This is a genomic window from Pseudomonas sp. GW822-FHT07A10, from assembly GCF_058798795.1.
This window is the reverse complement of sequence record NZ_JBXAKV010000004.1, coordinates 307,956-323,021: the sequence shown is the minus strand read 5'-3', so window position 1 is coordinate 323,021 and position 15,066 is coordinate 307,956. Positions and strand designations below refer to the sequence as shown.

General features: G+C 60.7%; 13 protein-coding genes. 8 read left to right on the top strand and 5 right to left on the bottom strand.

The window, feature by feature from the left end; genetic code table 11:
• Nucleotides 1–155: 155 nt before the first annotated feature.
• The 4 genes from AC1RL4_RS09775 to edd form a co-directional block, all read right to left on the bottom strand.
• Nucleotides 156–1,625 (bottom strand): ATP-binding protein, encoded by a 1,470-nt coding sequence (locus AC1RL4_RS09775; RefSeq protein WP_018926473.1) that lies wholly within the window; start codon nucleotides 1,623–1,625, stop codon nucleotides 156–158.
• On the bottom strand, nucleotides 1,615–2,346 hold the full coding sequence (locus AC1RL4_RS09770) for a response regulator (RefSeq protein WP_007934711.1): 732 nt from the start codon (nucleotides 2,344–2,346) through the stop codon (nucleotides 1,615–1,617). The genes AC1RL4_RS09775 and AC1RL4_RS09770 overlap by 11 nt, the downstream gene beginning before the upstream one ends.
• 178 nt (nucleotides 2,347–2,524) lie before the next feature.
• The gene (locus AC1RL4_RS09765; protein ID WP_019581467.1) at nucleotides 2,525–3,475 is read right to left on the bottom strand and encodes a glucokinase; all 951 of its coding nucleotides are present in this window, start codon (nucleotides 3,473–3,475) and stop codon (nucleotides 2,525–2,527) included.
• A complete protein-coding gene (edd, locus tag AC1RL4_RS09760; protein ID WP_019581468.1) occupies nucleotides 3,472–5,298 on the bottom strand; it encodes a phosphogluconate dehydratase in 1,827 nt (608 codons plus the stop codon). The genes AC1RL4_RS09765 and edd overlap by 4 nt, the downstream gene beginning before the upstream one ends.
• Before the next feature lie 219 nt (nucleotides 5,299–5,517).
• On the opposite strand from edd, the gene gap reads away from it, so the two are divergent.
• Nucleotides 5,518–6,519 (top strand): type I glyceraldehyde-3-phosphate dehydrogenase, encoded by a 1,002-nt coding sequence (gene gap / locus AC1RL4_RS09755; RefSeq protein WP_018926476.1) that lies wholly within the window; start codon nucleotides 5,518–5,520, stop codon nucleotides 6,517–6,519.
• Nucleotides 6,520–6,537: 18 nt separating this feature from the next.
• Nucleotides 6,538–7,002, top strand: coding sequence for a methylglyoxal synthase (locus tag AC1RL4_RS09750; protein WP_204124643.1), 465 nt, complete (start codon nucleotides 6,538–6,540; stop codon nucleotides 7,000–7,002).
• 140 nt (nucleotides 7,003–7,142) lie between these two features.
• Here AC1RL4_RS09750 and AC1RL4_RS09745 read toward each other — a convergent pair whose 3' ends face one another.
• Complete coding sequence (locus tag AC1RL4_RS09745; protein WP_477813411.1) at nucleotides 7,143–7,505, bottom strand: DUF6124 family protein; 363 nt, start codon at nucleotides 7,503–7,505, stop codon at nucleotides 7,143–7,145.
• Nucleotides 7,506–7,971: 466 nt separating this feature from the next.
• On the opposite strand from AC1RL4_RS09745, the gene AC1RL4_RS09740 reads away from it, so the two are divergent.
• The 6 genes from AC1RL4_RS09740 (at nucleotide 7,972) to AC1RL4_RS09715 (ending at nucleotide 14,952) form a co-directional block, all read left to right on the top strand.
• On the top strand, nucleotides 7,972–9,303 hold the full coding sequence (locus AC1RL4_RS09740) for a CoA transferase (protein WP_204124644.1): 1,332 nt from the start codon (nucleotides 7,972–7,974) through the stop codon (nucleotides 9,301–9,303).
• Between the two features lie 369 nt (nucleotides 9,304–9,672).
• Nucleotides 9,673–11,100, top strand: coding sequence for an arginine-ornithine antiporter (gene arcD / locus AC1RL4_RS09735; RefSeq protein WP_493119575.1), 1,428 nt, complete (start codon nucleotides 9,673–9,675; stop codon nucleotides 11,098–11,100).
• Between the two features lie 51 nt (nucleotides 11,101–11,151).
• A complete protein-coding gene (arcA, locus tag AC1RL4_RS09730; protein WP_230175472.1) occupies nucleotides 11,152–12,408 on the top strand; it encodes an arginine deiminase in 1,257 nt (418 codons plus the stop codon).
• Nucleotides 12,409–12,477: 69 nt separating this feature from the next.
• Nucleotides 12,478–13,488, top strand: a complete 1,011-nt coding sequence (locus AC1RL4_RS09725) for an ornithine carbamoyltransferase (protein ID WP_105346555.1) — start codon at nucleotides 12,478–12,480, stop codon at nucleotides 13,486–13,488.
• A gap of 95 nt (nucleotides 13,489–13,583) precedes the next feature.
• The gene (gene arcC, locus AC1RL4_RS09720) at nucleotides 13,584–14,513 is read left to right on the top strand and encodes a carbamate kinase (protein ID WP_493119573.1); all 930 of its coding nucleotides are present in this window, start codon (nucleotides 13,584–13,586) and stop codon (nucleotides 14,511–14,513) included.
• A 79-nt stretch (nucleotides 14,514–14,592) separates the two neighbouring features.
• Nucleotides 14,593–14,952, top strand: coding sequence for a DUF5064 family protein (locus AC1RL4_RS09715; RefSeq protein WP_018926483.1), 360 nt, complete (start codon nucleotides 14,593–14,595; stop codon nucleotides 14,950–14,952).
• Nucleotides 14,953–15,066: the final 114 nt, after the last annotated feature.

The following is a 15,066-nucleotide window of genomic DNA, read 5'->3' as shown; positions in this document are numbered from 1 at the left end:
GGCTTTTGTCACCGAGCTGTGACATTCACCCCAATTTTGAAGTGAGTGGTTACTTGTGGCGAGGGGGCTTGCCCCCGTTGGACTGCGCAGCAGTCCCGCTTTCAGGGCCGCTCCGCGCCCCAACGGGAGCAAGCTCCCTCACCACAGGGTCGCTTTCAATCCATTGGTCGCGGCAACTGCAACGTCACGCGCAACCCGCCTTCACGCAGGTTTTGCAGGCTGACTTCACCGCCATGGCTATGGGCAATGTTGCGTGCAATCCCCAGCCCCAGGCCATAACCCTGCTGCTGCCCGGCCAGGCGGAAGTGCGGCTCGAACACTTGCTCCAGCCGCTGCTCCGGCACGCCCGGACCTTCGTCGTCGACATGCAGGACGAACGCGCTCTCGTCGTCATCGATGTGCAGATGCGCGTTCTGCCCGTACTTCAAGGCGTTGTCGATCAGGTTGCCAATGCAGCGCTTGAGCGCCAGTGGCTTGCCGGGATACGGCGCCAGCGCCCGCCCCTGCTGAGTCACGCGGCCATTGCCGTTAGGCGCCAGATACGGTTCCACCAGGCAGTCGAGCACATGATTGAGGTCCACCGGTTCGATGTTTTCGTGGATGTCAGTGTCTTTCACGCATTGCAGCGCGCCTTTGACCAGCAACTCCAGCTCATCCAGATCGCGACCGAACTTGGCTTGCAGCTTTTCGTCTTCAAGCAATTCGACCCGCAGTCGCAACCGAGTGATCGGTGTGCGCAAGTCATGGGAAATCGCGCTGAACAACTGGCTGCGCTCAGTCAGGTAACGGCTGATGCGTTCACGCATTGCATTGAACGCGCGACCGACTTCCACCACCTCACTGCCGCCGCCCTGAGCGACTGGTTCGACGTCGGCCCCCAGGGACATGTCCCGCGCCGCCCGCGCCAATCGCTTGAGTGGCCGGCTCTGCCAGTGCACCAGCAGGCCAATGAACAGGAGTAAGAAGCCGCTGGTGAGTACGATGAACCAGACTTGCTGTGCCGGCAGGCCTTGCTCTTCGAGACTGGTGTAGGGCTCGGGCAACAGCGAAGCGATGTACAGCCATTCCCCCGGCGCCATCTGGATTTGCGTGACCAGCACCGGTGGGTTCACTGGCTCCAGGGTCAACGCGTAGTGCGCCCAGGAGCGTGGCAATTCATCGAGTTTCAGCCCGCTATTGAAGATCCGCAGGTCTTCGGGGCTGACGAACGTCACCGAAATATCCGCGTCCTGGCCCAGCGACTGGCGCAGCACTTCGTCCACCGCTTTGAGCACCGCTTCTTTGCGCGGCGTGATCGGCAGCACTTCCATGCCCAAGGGTTTGTCGTTGAGGGTCACCACGAACCGGGTGCCGCCCATGCTGCGCAACTGGTCGAGCACCAGCGGCCTGAACGCCACCGGCAACGAGCGGAAATAACTGACGCTGGCCGTCATCGAATGGGCCAGGCTGCGGGCGCTGGTGACCAGGCCTTCGAGTTGGGTAGCACGCAGTTGCGAAACCCAGATCACGCTCGACAGCGTCTGGGCAAACAGCACCGCCAACAGGGTCAGCAGCAACATGCGCCCGAGCAGCGAGCGCGGCACCGGCACGCGCCCGGCGAGCTTGCGCAGGAACTCAGTGACCATTGCCGGCAACCACGTTGGCTGCCAATTGGTAGCCGCTGCCACGCACGGTCCGGATCAGCCGCGGCGGCTTTTCGGTGTCGCGCAGGCGCTGGCGCAAACGGCTGACCGCCATGTCGACGATGCGATCGAGCGGCATCAGGTCACGGCCACGGGTGGCGTTGCCGATGGTGTCGCGGTCGAGGATTTCCTGGGGGTGATCGAGGAACAGTTTCAGCAGGGCGAAATCGGCGCCGGAGAGAATCACTTCCTCGCCGTCGGTGTGGAACAGCCGATGGCTGACCATGTCCAGCCGCCAGTCGTCGAAGGCCAGCACTTCACCGCCGGAACGCTCCTGACCAAACTGCGCGCGGCGCAACAAGGCTTTGATCCGCGCCTGCAATTCACGGGGGCTGAAGGGTTTGCCGAGGTAGTCGTCGGCGCCCAATTCCAGGCCGATGACACGATCGGCCTCATCGGAACTGGCGGTGAGCATGATGATCGGCACGTGGGCCTGGCGCGGGTGCTGGCGGATCCAGCGGCAGAGGCTGAAACCATCTTCGTCCGGCAGCATCACGTCGAGGATCACCAGATCGCTCGGCGCCTCGTTCAGCGCCTGACGAAAGCCTGCGCCATCGGGCGTGGTGCGGACCTGGAAACCGGCACGGGTCAGGTAGGTGTCCAGCAACTCGCGTATCTCTTGATCGTCATCGACCAACAAAATCGACTTGTTGACTGAGCTCACGGCGGCATCCTTGTTGTTTGTGTTGGGGAGGATTATGCCTTACGGAAATCTGATGACGTGCGCGGATTTGTGGCGAGGGGGCTTGCCCCCGTTGGATCGCGTAGCGGTCCTTTTTTACGACTGCTTCGCAGCCGAACGGGGCGGTGCGGCGTTCCGACAAGCCCCCTCGCCACAGGTCTCAGGCCTGCTCCAGCGCCACACCCGCGCCAACAAGGCCGGAATACGGCGCTGTCACCAGCCACACCGGAATGCCCTTGAAGTAATCGCTCATGCAACCCTTGTCGGCAAAGCACCGGGCGAAACCGCTTTTAACGAAAAAGTCGGCAAACCGTGGAATCACCCCGCCAACGATGTACACACCACCCCGTGCACCGGTGGTCAGCACATTGTTGCCGGCCACGCGGCCGAGCCAGCAGCAGAACTGCTCAAGCACTTCCAGGGCAATCGGATCACCCGCCAGCCCGGCCGCCGTGATCGCCTCAGGTGTGTCGAGCACAGGCGTGTGACCATCCACCGCGCAGATCGCCCGGTACACTCGCGGCAAACCACTGCCGCTCAATGCCGTTTCAGCGCTGACATGGCCGATCTCGTTGTAGATGTGTTGCCACAGTTGGGTTTCCCGCGGGCTGCTCAGCGGCAGATCGACGTGACCACCCTCCCCCGGCAACGCGGCAAAACGGCCCTCGCCCAGATCGAGCAACGTGCCTACGCCCAAGCCTGTACCCGGACCGATTACCACTGCTGGCCGCAACGGTTCCGGCGTGCCTTCGCAGACCACCCGGAACTCGCCCGGCTGCAATCGGGTCATGCCCAGCGCCATGGCTGAGAAATCGTTGACCAGCAGCAGTTGATCCACCTGCAAAGTCTTGCAGAAACCCTTGCGGCTGAGCCGCCAGTGATTGTTGGTGAACTTGAATTCATCACCGCTCACAGGGCCGGCCACCGAGAGGCACACCGAACCGATCGAACCCGGCGCCAGGCCGAGCCCGCTCAGGTACAGCGCAATCGCTTCTTCCGGGGTGGCGTGGTCTGCCGTTGCCAGCACCTGGACCGATTCCAGCTGCTGGTTTTTCCACAACGCGAAACGTGCGTTGGTCCCACCGATATCACCGACCAAAGCCAGTTTCAATTAAGCGTCTCCAGGGCAGAAGTAAAGGCGCTGGCGCCTTGCTCTGCGGAGCTGAAGGCCATGCGCATGAAACCAAACAGTTCGCGACCGGTGCCGATGTTGTTGCCCAACAGACCTTTGGCCGGCTCGCGTGCTGCGAATTCTTCGGCGTCCACCTTAAGCTCCAGGGTGCCTTTGACGCCATCGACGCGGATGATATCGCCCTCACGCACCCGTGCCAAAGCGCCGCCCACATAAGCTTCGGGGCTGACGTGGATCGCCGCCGGGATTTTCCCTGAGGCGCCGGACATGCGCCCGTCAGTCACCAACGCAACTTTGAAGCCACGGTCCTGCAACACACCGAGGAATGGCGTCATCTTGTGCAGTTCCGGCATGCCGTTGGAACGCGGGCCCTGGAAGCGCATTACCGCGACAAAATCCTTCTCCAGCAGACCAGCCTTGAATGCATCGGCCAGGTCCTGTTGATCCTGGAACACCATGGCCGGGGCTTCGACGACTTGGTTTTCCAGCGCGACCGCCGAGACCTTCATCACGCCACGACCGAGATTGCCTTCCATCACGCGCAAACCGCCCTCTGCCGAGAATGCCCGAGCTACGGGGCGCAGGATGTTTTCGTCGAGGCTTTCGATCGGGCCTTCGCGCCAGACCAGCTCGCCGTTTTCGAGGAACGGCTCTTTGGTGTAGCGGCTCAGGCCGTGGCCGAGCACGGTGTTGACGTTTTCGTGGAGCAGGCCGGCTTCCAGCAGTTCGCGGATCAGGAACGACATGCCGCCCGCTGCCTGGAAGTGGTTGATGTCGGCTTTGCCGTTCGGGTACACGTGGCTCAGGGTCGGCACCACCTCGGAGAGGTCGGCCATGTCCTGCCAAGTCAACTGGATGCCTGCGGCCATGGCGATGGCCGGCATGTGCAAAGTGTGGTTGGTCGAGCCGCCGGTGGCGTGCAGGGCCACGATGGAGTTGACCAGCGAACGCTCGTCGACGATTTCGCCGATCGGCAGGAAGTTGCCATTCTGCTTGGTCAGGCGCGTGACCTGATGCGCCGCTTCGCGGGTCAGGGCATCGCGCAACGGGGTGTTCGGGTTGACGAACGAGGCGCCTGGCAAGTGCAGGCCCATGACTTCCATCAGCAACTGGTTGGTGTTGGCGGTGCCGTAGAAGGTGCAGGTGCCAGGGCTGTGGTAGGACTTCATCTCCGATTCCAGCAGCTCTTCGCGGGTCGCCTTGCCTTCGGCGTAGCGCTGACGCACATCGGCTTTCTGCTTGTTGGAGATGCCCGACACCATCGGCCCGCCCGGCACGAAAATCATCGGCAGATGACCGAAGCGCAACGCGCCCATCATCAGGCCCGGCACGATCTTGTCGCAGATGCCGAGCATCAGCGCGCCGTCGAACATGTTGTGGGACAGCGCCACGGCGGTGGACAACGCGATCACTTCACGGCTCGGCAGGCTCAGTTCCATGCCCGGTTCGCCCTGGGTCACGCCATCGCACATGGCCGGGGTACCACCGGCGAACTGGCCGACGGAGCCGATTTCGCGCAGGGCTTTTTTGATCTGTTCAGGAAAGACTTCGTACGGCTGGTGCGCCGAGAGCATGTCGTTATATGACGAAACAATTGCGATGTTGGCGGAGTTCATCATCCGCAAGCTGTGCTTGTCGTCGCTGCCACATCCGGCCACGCCGTGGGCGAAGTTGGCGCATTGCAGCTTGCCACGCATCGGGCCGTCACTGGCGGCGCCACGGATCAATGCAAGGTAAGCCTCACGTGTGGCGCGGCTGCGGGCGATAAGCCGTTCGGTGACCTCAAGGACGCGGGGATGCATGTGTAGAACTCCAGGCTAACGGATGTGGCGACCTGATTGTCTATGCTGATCAAACGCCGTTGTGATCGGGATGACAGACGGCTTTCTTGATCATTCGGACCAGTTGATTCAGGTCACTCGTTGTAGATAAAACAAAATATTGCCACTAAAAAGGCTTGTTTTCTATTTTTTTGCGAATAATCTTGTAATTCCAACAACAAAACGACGGCGGCGCTGTAAATGACTCTTCGAATCGCAATCAATGGTTTTGGCCGTATCGGCCGTAATGTCCTGCGCGCACTGTATACCCAAGGCTATCGCCAGGATCTGCAGATCGTGGCAATCAACGACCTGGGCGACAGCTCGATGAATGCTCACCTCCTGAAATACGACACCGTTCACGGCACATTCGATGCCGATGTCCAGCACGATCAGGAAAGCCTGACCGTCAACGGCGACCGTATTTCGGTCAGCGCCATTCGCAACCCGGCCGAATTGCCTTGGGCCGCGGAGAAGGTCGACGTCGTATTCGAATGCACTGGTCTGTTCACCGACCGCGCCAAAGCCGCCGCCCATATTACGGCCGGCGCACGTAAAGTGATCATCTCGGCCCCGGCCAAAGGCGCCGACGCCACTGTGGTTTATGGGGTTAACCACGACATTCTGCGCCAGTCGCACCAGATCATTTCCAACGCCTCGTGCACCACCAACTGCCTGGCCCCGGTGGCCCAGGTGCTGCACCGCGAGCTGGGCATCGAAAGCGGTCTGATGACCACCATCCATGCCTACACCAACGACCAGAACCTGACCGACGTCTACCACACCGACCCGTACCGCGCCCGTTCCGCCACCCAGAACATGATCCCGAGCAAGACCGGCGCCGCTGAAGCGGTAGGCCTGGTGCTGCCGGACCTGGCGGGCAAACTGACCGGCATGGCAGTGCGTGTTCCGGTGATCAACGTGTCGCTGGTGGACCTGACCGTGCAGCTCAAGCGCGAAGCGTCGGCCGATGAAGTGAATGCGCTGCTCAAACAAGCCAGCCAACACTCGAAGATTCTCGGCTACAACGCCCTGCCGCTGGTATCCAGCGACTTCAACCACAACCCGCTGTCGTCGATCTTCGACGCCAACCACACTAAGTCCAGCGGCAAGCTGCTCAAAGTGCTGGCCTGGTACGACAACGAGTGGGGCTTCTCCAACCGCATGCTCGATAACTGCCTGGCGCTCTGCAACGCCGAGTAAACCGTGGAGCAGCAACCGATGATCGGTATCAGCTTTACGCAAAAGACCATGGCAGCGCGCAAGCGTATCGCCCTGGTCGCCCATGACCACTGCAAAGTGTTTTTGCTGGACTGGGCCGAGCGACAGAAAGACAAACTCGCGCAGCATGAACTGGTCGCCACCGGCACCACGGGGTTGTTGTTGCAACAACGCCTCGGCCTGTCGGTGGAAAGCATGATCAGCGGTCCACTGGGCGGCGACCAGCAACTCGGCGCGCAAATCGCCGAGCAGCGGGTCGACATGCTGGTGTTCTTCTGGGACCCGTTCGAACCGCAACCCCACGACCCGGACATCAAGGCATTACTGCGGGTCGCGGCGGTGTGGAACATCCCCGTGGCCTGCAACGAATGCAGCGCCGACTACCTGCTCAGCAGCCCGTTGATGGATCAGGCTCACGAACACCGCATCCCGGATTACGCGACCTATCTGCAGGGGCGTGGGTAAAGCGCTGGAACAATTCCCCTGTTGCAGCAGCTCCCACAGGGGAATGCATATCCTCGTAGGAGCGAGGCTTGCCCGCGAAGGCGTCAAGTCAGCCAACTCAAACTCTGAACTCAGCCAACAGTCCCCCCGGCCACTGGGAATTACTCAGTTGGCACTACCTTATCCAACACCTGATTCACAGCCAGTTCAGCCAGCATCACCACCTGCGCGATGCCCAGCAAGGTTTTGCGGTGAGTGCCTTCAAGCAAAGCCGCGAAGTCGTTGAGCATGACGGTGGCCGAGCCCAGGGTTTCGCTGGCGTTGACCAGCATCGGCTCGGTGGCGGCCGCCGGGTTGGCCAGGTACAGCTTGTTGGGTTGGTAGGGTGTGGCCATGACCGTGGCCGCCGGGTTGAGGTAATGGTCGAGGGCGCGCTCGGCGGCTTCGTTGAGTTTTCTGGAATCGGGGGATTCGTAGGGGGAGACCGGGTCGGTGACCGGTGGATTAGGCGTTACTTTGAACATGGGGTATCTCCAGTAAGGCCGCAACCATCTCGCTGCTAAACGAAAGGGTGGCAGCTGTGCGCAAGTTAGCAGACCGGTAACCCCAAACCCGGCGCACCCGAAGGTGCCATGCGCACAGCCACCATCGAGCGCAGGCGAATGCCTGACTGGATAAGACTTGTACAACCGGGATGAAGAGCCGGGCTGCTAAACCCGATCACTGGGAATCAGTGATGCGAATCAAGTTACCGACCGGCCCCAAGGCGCACAAGCCGGCGGATTCTGGCGCAGGCGTAGGCAACGGCGCAAGGTTTCGTGGGCTTTAGGACGTAACACAGGGTGTCGTTAAACATTCATTCTGGATCGTGTGTATTGGCGCTCGGAAATCGATGAATACCCTGACAGATCGGTCTTGCTCCCACAGGATTTCATCTGGCCGAGCCGTCTTTTTGAACTATGCTCGGGCTCTCGTTCCGGAGGGCCTTCGATGACTGATTTACTCACGTCCATTCAAGCCGCACTCGGCTTGCCCCACACCCCAATCCCGTTCACCTCGAGCGGCGCCCTGCCCTCGGCGTTTGCCGTGACCGATCTGGCTTGCGCCAGCATTGCTGCCGCCGGCCAGGCCGCCAGCGAACTGCTGCATCAACAAACCGGTCGCTTGCCCACCCTTGAAGTCGACCGCCGCCTGGCGTCGTTCTGGTTCGCCACCTCGATCCGCCCCATGGGCTGGAGCGTCCCGCCGCTGTGGGACCCGGTCGCCGGCGACTACGCGACCAAGGACGGCTGGATCCGCCTGCACACCAACGCGCCCCATCACCGCGCCGCTGCTGAATCAGTGCTCGGCGCCTGTGCCGACCGCGCAGCGATGGCGAGCAAAGTGGCTCAGTGGGCGAAAAGCGATCTGGAACAAGCGGTGGTCGCGGCCGGTGGATGCGCCGCCGAAATGCGCAGTTGGAAGCAATGGCAAGCTCATCCCCAAGGTCAAGCCGTGAACGCCGAACCGTTGATCCAATTCAGCGCCGATGGCAGCCAGAACGCCAAACCGTGGAAAGGCTCGGTGGCGCAACCGTTGGCCGGGATCAAGGTGCTGGACCTCACGCGAGTACTCGCCGGCCCGATCGCCAGCCGCTTCCTCGCCGGGCTCGGCGCCGATGTGCTGCGCATCGACCCACCGACCTGGAACGAACCGGGGGTGGTGCCGGAAGTCACCTTGGGCAAACGCTGTGCGCGCCTGGATCTGCACGACAAAGCCGATCGCGCGGTGTTCGAAAGCCTACTCAAGGACGCCGACATCCTGCTCCACGGCTACCGCGCCGATGCCTTGGAACGCCTGGGTTACGGCATCGCCCAACGCCAGGCACTGGCCCCGGGCCTGATCGATGTTTGCCTCAACGCTTACGGCTGGAGCGGCCCTTGGCAGAACCGTCGCGGCTTCGACAGCCTGGTGCAGATGAGCAGCGGGATTGCCGACGCGGGCATGCACTGGAAGAAGGCGGATAAACCGACACCGCTGCCGGTCCAGGCCCTTGATCACGCCACCGGGTATTTAATGGCGGCCAGTGCGATCAAGCTATTGGGGCACGGTGGTTCTGCGCGGTTGTCGCTGGCACGGACGGCGAAGCTGTTGATCGAACATGGCGCCGGAACCAACGAGCCATTGCGCGCAGAGGATGACCTCGATCAAGGGATGTTGATTGAGCAAACGCCGTGGGGACCGGCCCATCGGTTGCAGGTGCCGTTGAAGATCACCGGGACGCCACTGCAATGGGCGCTGCCGGCCGGGGAACTGGGCGCCCATCGCGCGCAGTGGTGGTGATCATCAGATAGCTATCGCGGGCAAGCCCGCTCCCACAGGTACAGCGTGACCCTGTGGGAGCGTGGCTTGCCCGCGATGAGGCCAGAACAGTCACTGCAAATACCTCAACGCTGCAAAGCAGTGACTTTTAACTAAATAGATAAAGCGAAATAACCTTAATCAATTAGTCTCAATAGCGTCTTTTATTTATCGCTGAATAATCTATAGCTTCAGCGCCTGCTTTTTTTACATCAACATCTGTATGCCCGACAAAGATACATAAGTCTTTCAATAACAATGAAATGTGCCCATGCACTGATCTATATCAGCTGATTGAACAGCCAACGGAATTACGCTGTGGCCTCTCTTCTCCTGCAATGGAGTCATGCAATGTCTGAAAACCCCGGAAAACTGAAACTCGGCGCGCTTGTTGCGTTAGTGGTCGGTTCAATGATTGGTGGCGGGATCTTTTCTTTGCCCCAGAACATGGCCGCCAGTGCTGATGTCGGTGCTGTTCTTATTGGTTGGGTAATCACCGCAGTGGGCATGTTGACCCTCGCTTTCGTCTTCCAGACCCTGGCCAATCGCAAGCCTGAGCTGGATGGCGGTGTTTATGCCTACGCCAAGGCCGGTTTCGGCGACTACATGGGTTTCTCGTCAGCCTGGGGATACTGGATCAGTGCCTGGCTGGGCAATGTGGGTTATTTCGTTCTGTTGTTCAGCACCCTCGGTTACTTCTTCCCGCTATTTGGAGAGGGGAATACTCCTGCCGCCGTCATCGGTGCTTCGCTGCTGCTTTGGGCCGTGCACTTTCTGGTTTTACGGGGAATCAAGGAAGCGGCGTTCATCAACCTGGTGACCACCGTCGCCAAGGTCGTACCGCTGCTGCTGTTCGTGTTGATCGCCTTGTTCGCGTTCAAACTGGAGATCTTCACCGCCGACATCTGGGGCATCAAAAACCCAGACCTGGGCAGTGTGATGAACCAGGTGCGCAACATGATGCTGGTCACCGTGTGGGTGTTCATCGGCATCGAAGGCGCGAGCATCTTCTCGGCCCGTGCCGAAGTACGCAGCGACGTGGGTAAAGCCACCGTCATCGGCTTCATCACCGTGCTGCTGTTCCTGATGCTGGTGAACGTGTTGTCTCTGGGGATCATGACCCAACCTGCGTTGGCGAAACTGCAGAACCCGTCGATGGCCGCGGTGCTGGAACATGTGGTCGGTCATTGGGGCGCGGTGCTGATCAGCGTCGGCCTGATCATATCCTTGCTCGGGGCGTTGCTGTCGTGGGTGCTGCTGTGCGCGGAGATCATGTTCGCTGCCGCCAAGGACCACACCATGCCGGCGTTTTTGCGCCGTGAAAACGCCAACCTTGTACCGGCCAACGCGCTGTGGCTGACCAACGCGATGGTGCAGCTGTTTCTGATCATCACACTGTTTTCGGCCAGCACTTACCTGTCGCTGATCTACCTCGCCACTTCGATGATTCTGGTGCCGTACCTGTGGTCGGCGGCTTATGCCGTGCTGCTGGCGGTACGCGGCGAGAGCTATGAAAACGCCCTGGCCGAACGCAGAAAAGATTTGATCGTCGGTGGCATCGCGTTGATCTACGCGATCTGGCTGCTGTACGCCGGCGGCGTCAAATACCTGCTGCTCTCCGCCCTGCTGTATGCCCCCGGTGCGATCCTGTTCGCCAAGGCCAAACTTGAAGTCGACAAACCGGTTTTCACTAACGTCGAGAAGCTGATTTTCGCCGCCGTCGTCGTAGGCGCCCTGGTGGCGGCCTATGGGCTGTATGCCGGCTTTCTGACCCTTTAGCACTGTAATGAAAAGCAGCACCTGAATGTTTTGATCTGGAGGAACACGGTAATGACCACGGAAAAAGTTAAGTACGGCGTCCATTCCGAAGCCGGCAAACTGCGCAAAGTCATGGTTTGCTCCCCCGGCCTGGCCCACCAGCGGCTGACCCCGAACAACTGCGACGAACTGCTGTTCGATGATGTGCTGTGGGTCGCCCAAGCCAAACGCGACCACTTCGACTTCGTCACCAAAATGCGCGAGCGTGGTGTCGACGTGCTGGAAATGCACAACCTGCTGACCGACATCGTCGCGATGCCTGAAGCGCTGGACTGGATTCTGGAGCGCAAGATCACCGCCAATTCGGTCGGTCTCGGCCTGGTCCATGAAGTGGGGGCCTGGCTACGTAGCCTGGAGCCACGCAAGATCGCCGAATTCCTCATCGGCGGGGTTTCCGCCGATGACCTGCCGGACAGTTTCGGCGGCAAGACCATTCAGATGTTCCGCGACTTCCTCGGCCACTCCAGCTTCATTCTGCCGCCGCTGCCCAACACTCAGTTCACCCGCGACACTACGTGCTGGATCTACGGCGGCGTGACCCTGAACCCGATGTACTGGCCGGCGCGCCGTCAGGAAACCCTGCTGGCCACCGCCATTTACAAATTCCACCCGCAGTTCACCCACGCCGACTTCCAGATCTGGTACGGCGACCCCGACCAGGACCACGGCAACGCCACCCTTGAGGGCGGCGATGTGATGCCGATCGGCAACGGCGTGGTGTTGATCGGCATGGGCGAGCGCTCGTCCCGCCAGGCCATCGGCCAATTGGCGGTCAACCTGTTCAAGAACAAAGCCGTGGAACGCGTCATCGTCGCCGGCCTGCCGAAATCCCGCGCGGCGATGCACCTGGACACCGTGTTCAGCTTCTGCGACCGCGACCTGGTGACGATTTTCCCGGAAGTGGTGAAGCAGATCGTCGCCTTCAGCCTGCGCCCCGATGAAAGCAAACCGGGCGGCATCGACGTGCGCCGTGAAGAAACCAGCTTCCTCGACACCGTGGCCAAGGCCCTCAACCTCAAGGCGCTGCGCGTGGTCGAAACCGGCGGTAACGCCTTTGCCGCCGAACGCGAGCAATGGGACGACGGCAACAACGTGGTGGCGGTGGAGCCAGGCGTGGTCATCGGCTACGACCGCAACACCTACACCAACACCCTGCTGCGCAAGGCCGGCGTCGAGGTCATCACCATCAGCGCCAGTGAGCTCGGGCGCGGGCGTGGCGGTGGCCACTGCATGACCTGCCCGATCATTCGCGACCCTATCGATTATTAACTTTCGAGCCTTGGCCGATGCTTATCCAGCACGGCCGAGGGGATAACCGAAACCCAAGGAGATCCAATCATGGCTTTCAACATGCGCAACCGCAGCCTGCTCTCGCTGATGCACCACACCACTCGCGAGCTGCACTACCTGCTGGACCTGTCCCGCGACCTCAAGCGCGCCAAATACACCGGCACCGAGCGTCCGCACCTGCAAGGCAAGAACATCGCGCTGATCTTCGAAAAAACCTCGACCCGCACCCGGTGCGCCTTCGAAGTCGCGGCCCATGACCAGGGCGCCCACGTCACCTACATCGACCCGGTGTCGTCGCAGATCGGCCACAAGGAAAGCATGAAGGACACCGCCCGCGTGCTGGGGCGGATGTTCGACGCCATCGAGTACCGTGGCTTCGAACAGGAAATCGTCGAAGAGCTGGCCAAGTTCGCCGGCGTACCGGTGTTCAACGGCCTGACCGCTGAATTCCACCCGACGCAAATGATCGCCGATACCCTGACCATGCGCGAACACAGCGACAAACCGCTGCACGACATCAGCTACGCCTACCTCGGCGATGCGCGCTACAACATGGGTAATTCGTTGCTGATGATCGGCGCCAAACTCGGCATGGACGTGCGCATCGCCGCGCCGAAAGCGCTGTGGCCGCATCAGGACTTCATCGATCAGTGCAAAGCCTTCGCCGAAGAGAGCGGCGCGCGCATCACCATCACCGAAGACCCGAAAGCCGCGGTCAAGGGCGTGGACTTCATCCACACTGACATCTGGGTGTCGATGGGTGAGCCGGTGGAAGCGTGGGACGAGCGTATCGAGCAACTGCTGCCGTACCAGGTCAACGCCGACATGATGAAGGCCTCGGGCAACCCGCGCGTGAAGTTCATGCACTGCCTGCCGGCGTTCCACAACAGCGAAACCAAGGTCGGCAAGGACATCGCCGCGCGTTATCCGAACCTGGCCAACGGGGTTGAAGTGACTGAAGAAGTCTTCGAATCGCCGGCCAACATCGCCTTCGAGCAAGCGGAAAACCGTATGCACACCATCAAGGCTATTCTGGTGTCGGCGCTGGCGGATGTCTGACGGCTGAACACTTGCTCATGATCGTTCCCACGGTCCCCGTGGGAACGATCATCAGGGAGATCAGATTGCCCGCCCCTATTTAGAAGGACTGCACTATGCGTATCGTCATTGCTCTGGGCGGTAACGCCCTGCTCCGCCGGGGTGAGCCCATGTCCGCGGACAACCAGCGCGCGAACATCCGGATCGCCACCGAACAGATCGCCAAGATTCATCCCGGCAACCAACTGGTGATTGCCCACGGCAATGGTCCGCAGATCGGCCTGTTGTCGCTGCAAGCGGCGGCCTACAGCCAGGTTTCGCCTTACCCGCTGGACGTACTCGGCGCCGAAACCGACGGCATGATCGGCTACATCATCGAACAGGAACTGGGCAACCTGCTGGACTTCGAAGTGCCGTTCGCCACCCTGCTGACCCAGGTCGAAGTCGACCCCAACGACCCGGCGTTCCAGGCCCCCAGCAAACCGATCGGCCCGGTGTACACCAAAGCCGAAGCAGAAAAACTCGCCGCCGAAAAAGGCTGGGCCATCGCCCCGGACGGCAACAAGTTCCGGCGCGTGGTCGCCAGCCCGAAACCCAAACGTATCTTCGAAATCCGCCCGATCAAGTGGCTGCTGGAAAAAGGCAGCATCGTGATCTGCGCCGGTGGTGGCGGCATCCCGACGATCTACGACGCCAACGGCAAACTGCAGGGTGTGGAAGCGGTGATCGACAAAGACCTGTGCTCGGCGCTGCTGGCCGAACAGTTGGAAAGCGATCTGTTGGTGATCGCCACTGACGTCAATGCGGCGTTCATCGATTTCGGCAAGCCCACCCAGAAAGCCATCGCCCAGGCTCACCCCGATGAAATGGACAAACTCGGCTTCGCCGCCGGCTCCATGGGACCAAAGGTCCAGGCGGCCTGTGAGTTCGCCCGCCATACTGGGAAAGTCGCGGTAATCGGTTCACTCTCGGACATCGAAGCGATCATCCAGGGCAAGGCCGGCACCCGTATCAGCACAGCGACGCCTGGCATCAGTTATCAATAGAAAGAAACGAATAGAAAGAAACGCAGGGGGGCAGGCGTGAGGTCTGCCCTGATTCAATGCCTTTGAAGGAGAGACGCCAATGGCTACGTTCGAACCCGGACACCTGCACATCGAGCGCCATGCGCTGAACAAGGACGATTACAGCTACAACCTGCACATCGAATACAAAATTGCTCAGGATCCCAAGGAAGGCCAAGGCATGCTCTTCACGCTGCGTGGTTCGGTCGAGGGCAAGGAGCTAAATGAAGCGTTTTATCTGCCCAAGGACCAGGCCTTCGACTTTGCCCGCCACGCCACGCGCATCGCGCAAAAGTACGGCATGCCCAAGACCGCCAACATCGGCGCCATGCACAAGTACTACGACGAAATGTTTGAAGACGTGCGGGCCCAACTCGACGTCAAATCCGGCGACCCGGTCAAACCTGAACACCTGGGATAAAACGGTGAACGCTGAACCTGTGGGAGCGGGGCTTGCCCGCTCCCACAGGAGATCATCGTTGTCATGAAGTCCCGTGCAGGATTTCACCATTGGCCCGCCCCAAGGCATACTTGC

What these genes read in the sequence shown, in the direction of transcription:
- AC1RL4_RS09775 (WP_018926473.1), bottom strand. Translation starts at nt 1,625, where the DNA reads ATGGTCACTGAGTTCCTGCGCAAGCTCGCCGGGCGCGTGCCGGTGCCG.
- edd (WP_019581468.1), bottom strand. Translation starts at nt 5,298, where the DNA reads ATGCATCCCCGCGTCCTTGAGGTCACCGAACGGCTTATCGCCCGCAGC.
- gap (WP_018926476.1), top strand. Translation starts at nt 5,518, where the DNA reads ATGACTCTTCGAATCGCAATCAATGGTTTTGGCCGTATCGGCCGTAAT.
- AC1RL4_RS09750 (WP_204124643.1), top strand. Translation starts at nt 6,538, where the DNA reads ATGATCGGTATCAGCTTTACGCAAAAGACCATGGCAGCGCGCAAGCGT.
- AC1RL4_RS09745 (WP_477813411.1), bottom strand. Translation starts at nt 7,505, where the DNA reads ATGTTCAAAGTAACGCCTAATCCACCGGTCACCGACCCGGTCTCCCCC.
- AC1RL4_RS09740 (WP_204124644.1), top strand. Translation starts at nt 7,972, where the DNA reads ATGACTGATTTACTCACGTCCATTCAAGCCGCACTCGGCTTGCCCCAC.
- arcD (WP_493119575.1), top strand. Translation starts at nt 9,673, where the DNA reads ATGTCTGAAAACCCCGGAAAACTGAAACTCGGCGCGCTTGTTGCGTTA.
- arcA (WP_230175472.1), top strand. Translation starts at nt 11,152, where the DNA reads ATGACCACGGAAAAAGTTAAGTACGGCGTCCATTCCGAAGCCGGCAAA.
- AC1RL4_RS09725 (WP_105346555.1), top strand. Translation starts at nt 12,478, where the DNA reads ATGGCTTTCAACATGCGCAACCGCAGCCTGCTCTCGCTGATGCACCAC.
- arcC (WP_493119573.1), top strand. Translation starts at nt 13,584, where the DNA reads ATGCGTATCGTCATTGCTCTGGGCGGTAACGCCCTGCTCCGCCGGGGT.
- AC1RL4_RS09715 (WP_018926483.1), top strand. Translation starts at nt 14,593, where the DNA reads ATGGCTACGTTCGAACCCGGACACCTGCACATCGAGCGCCATGCGCTG.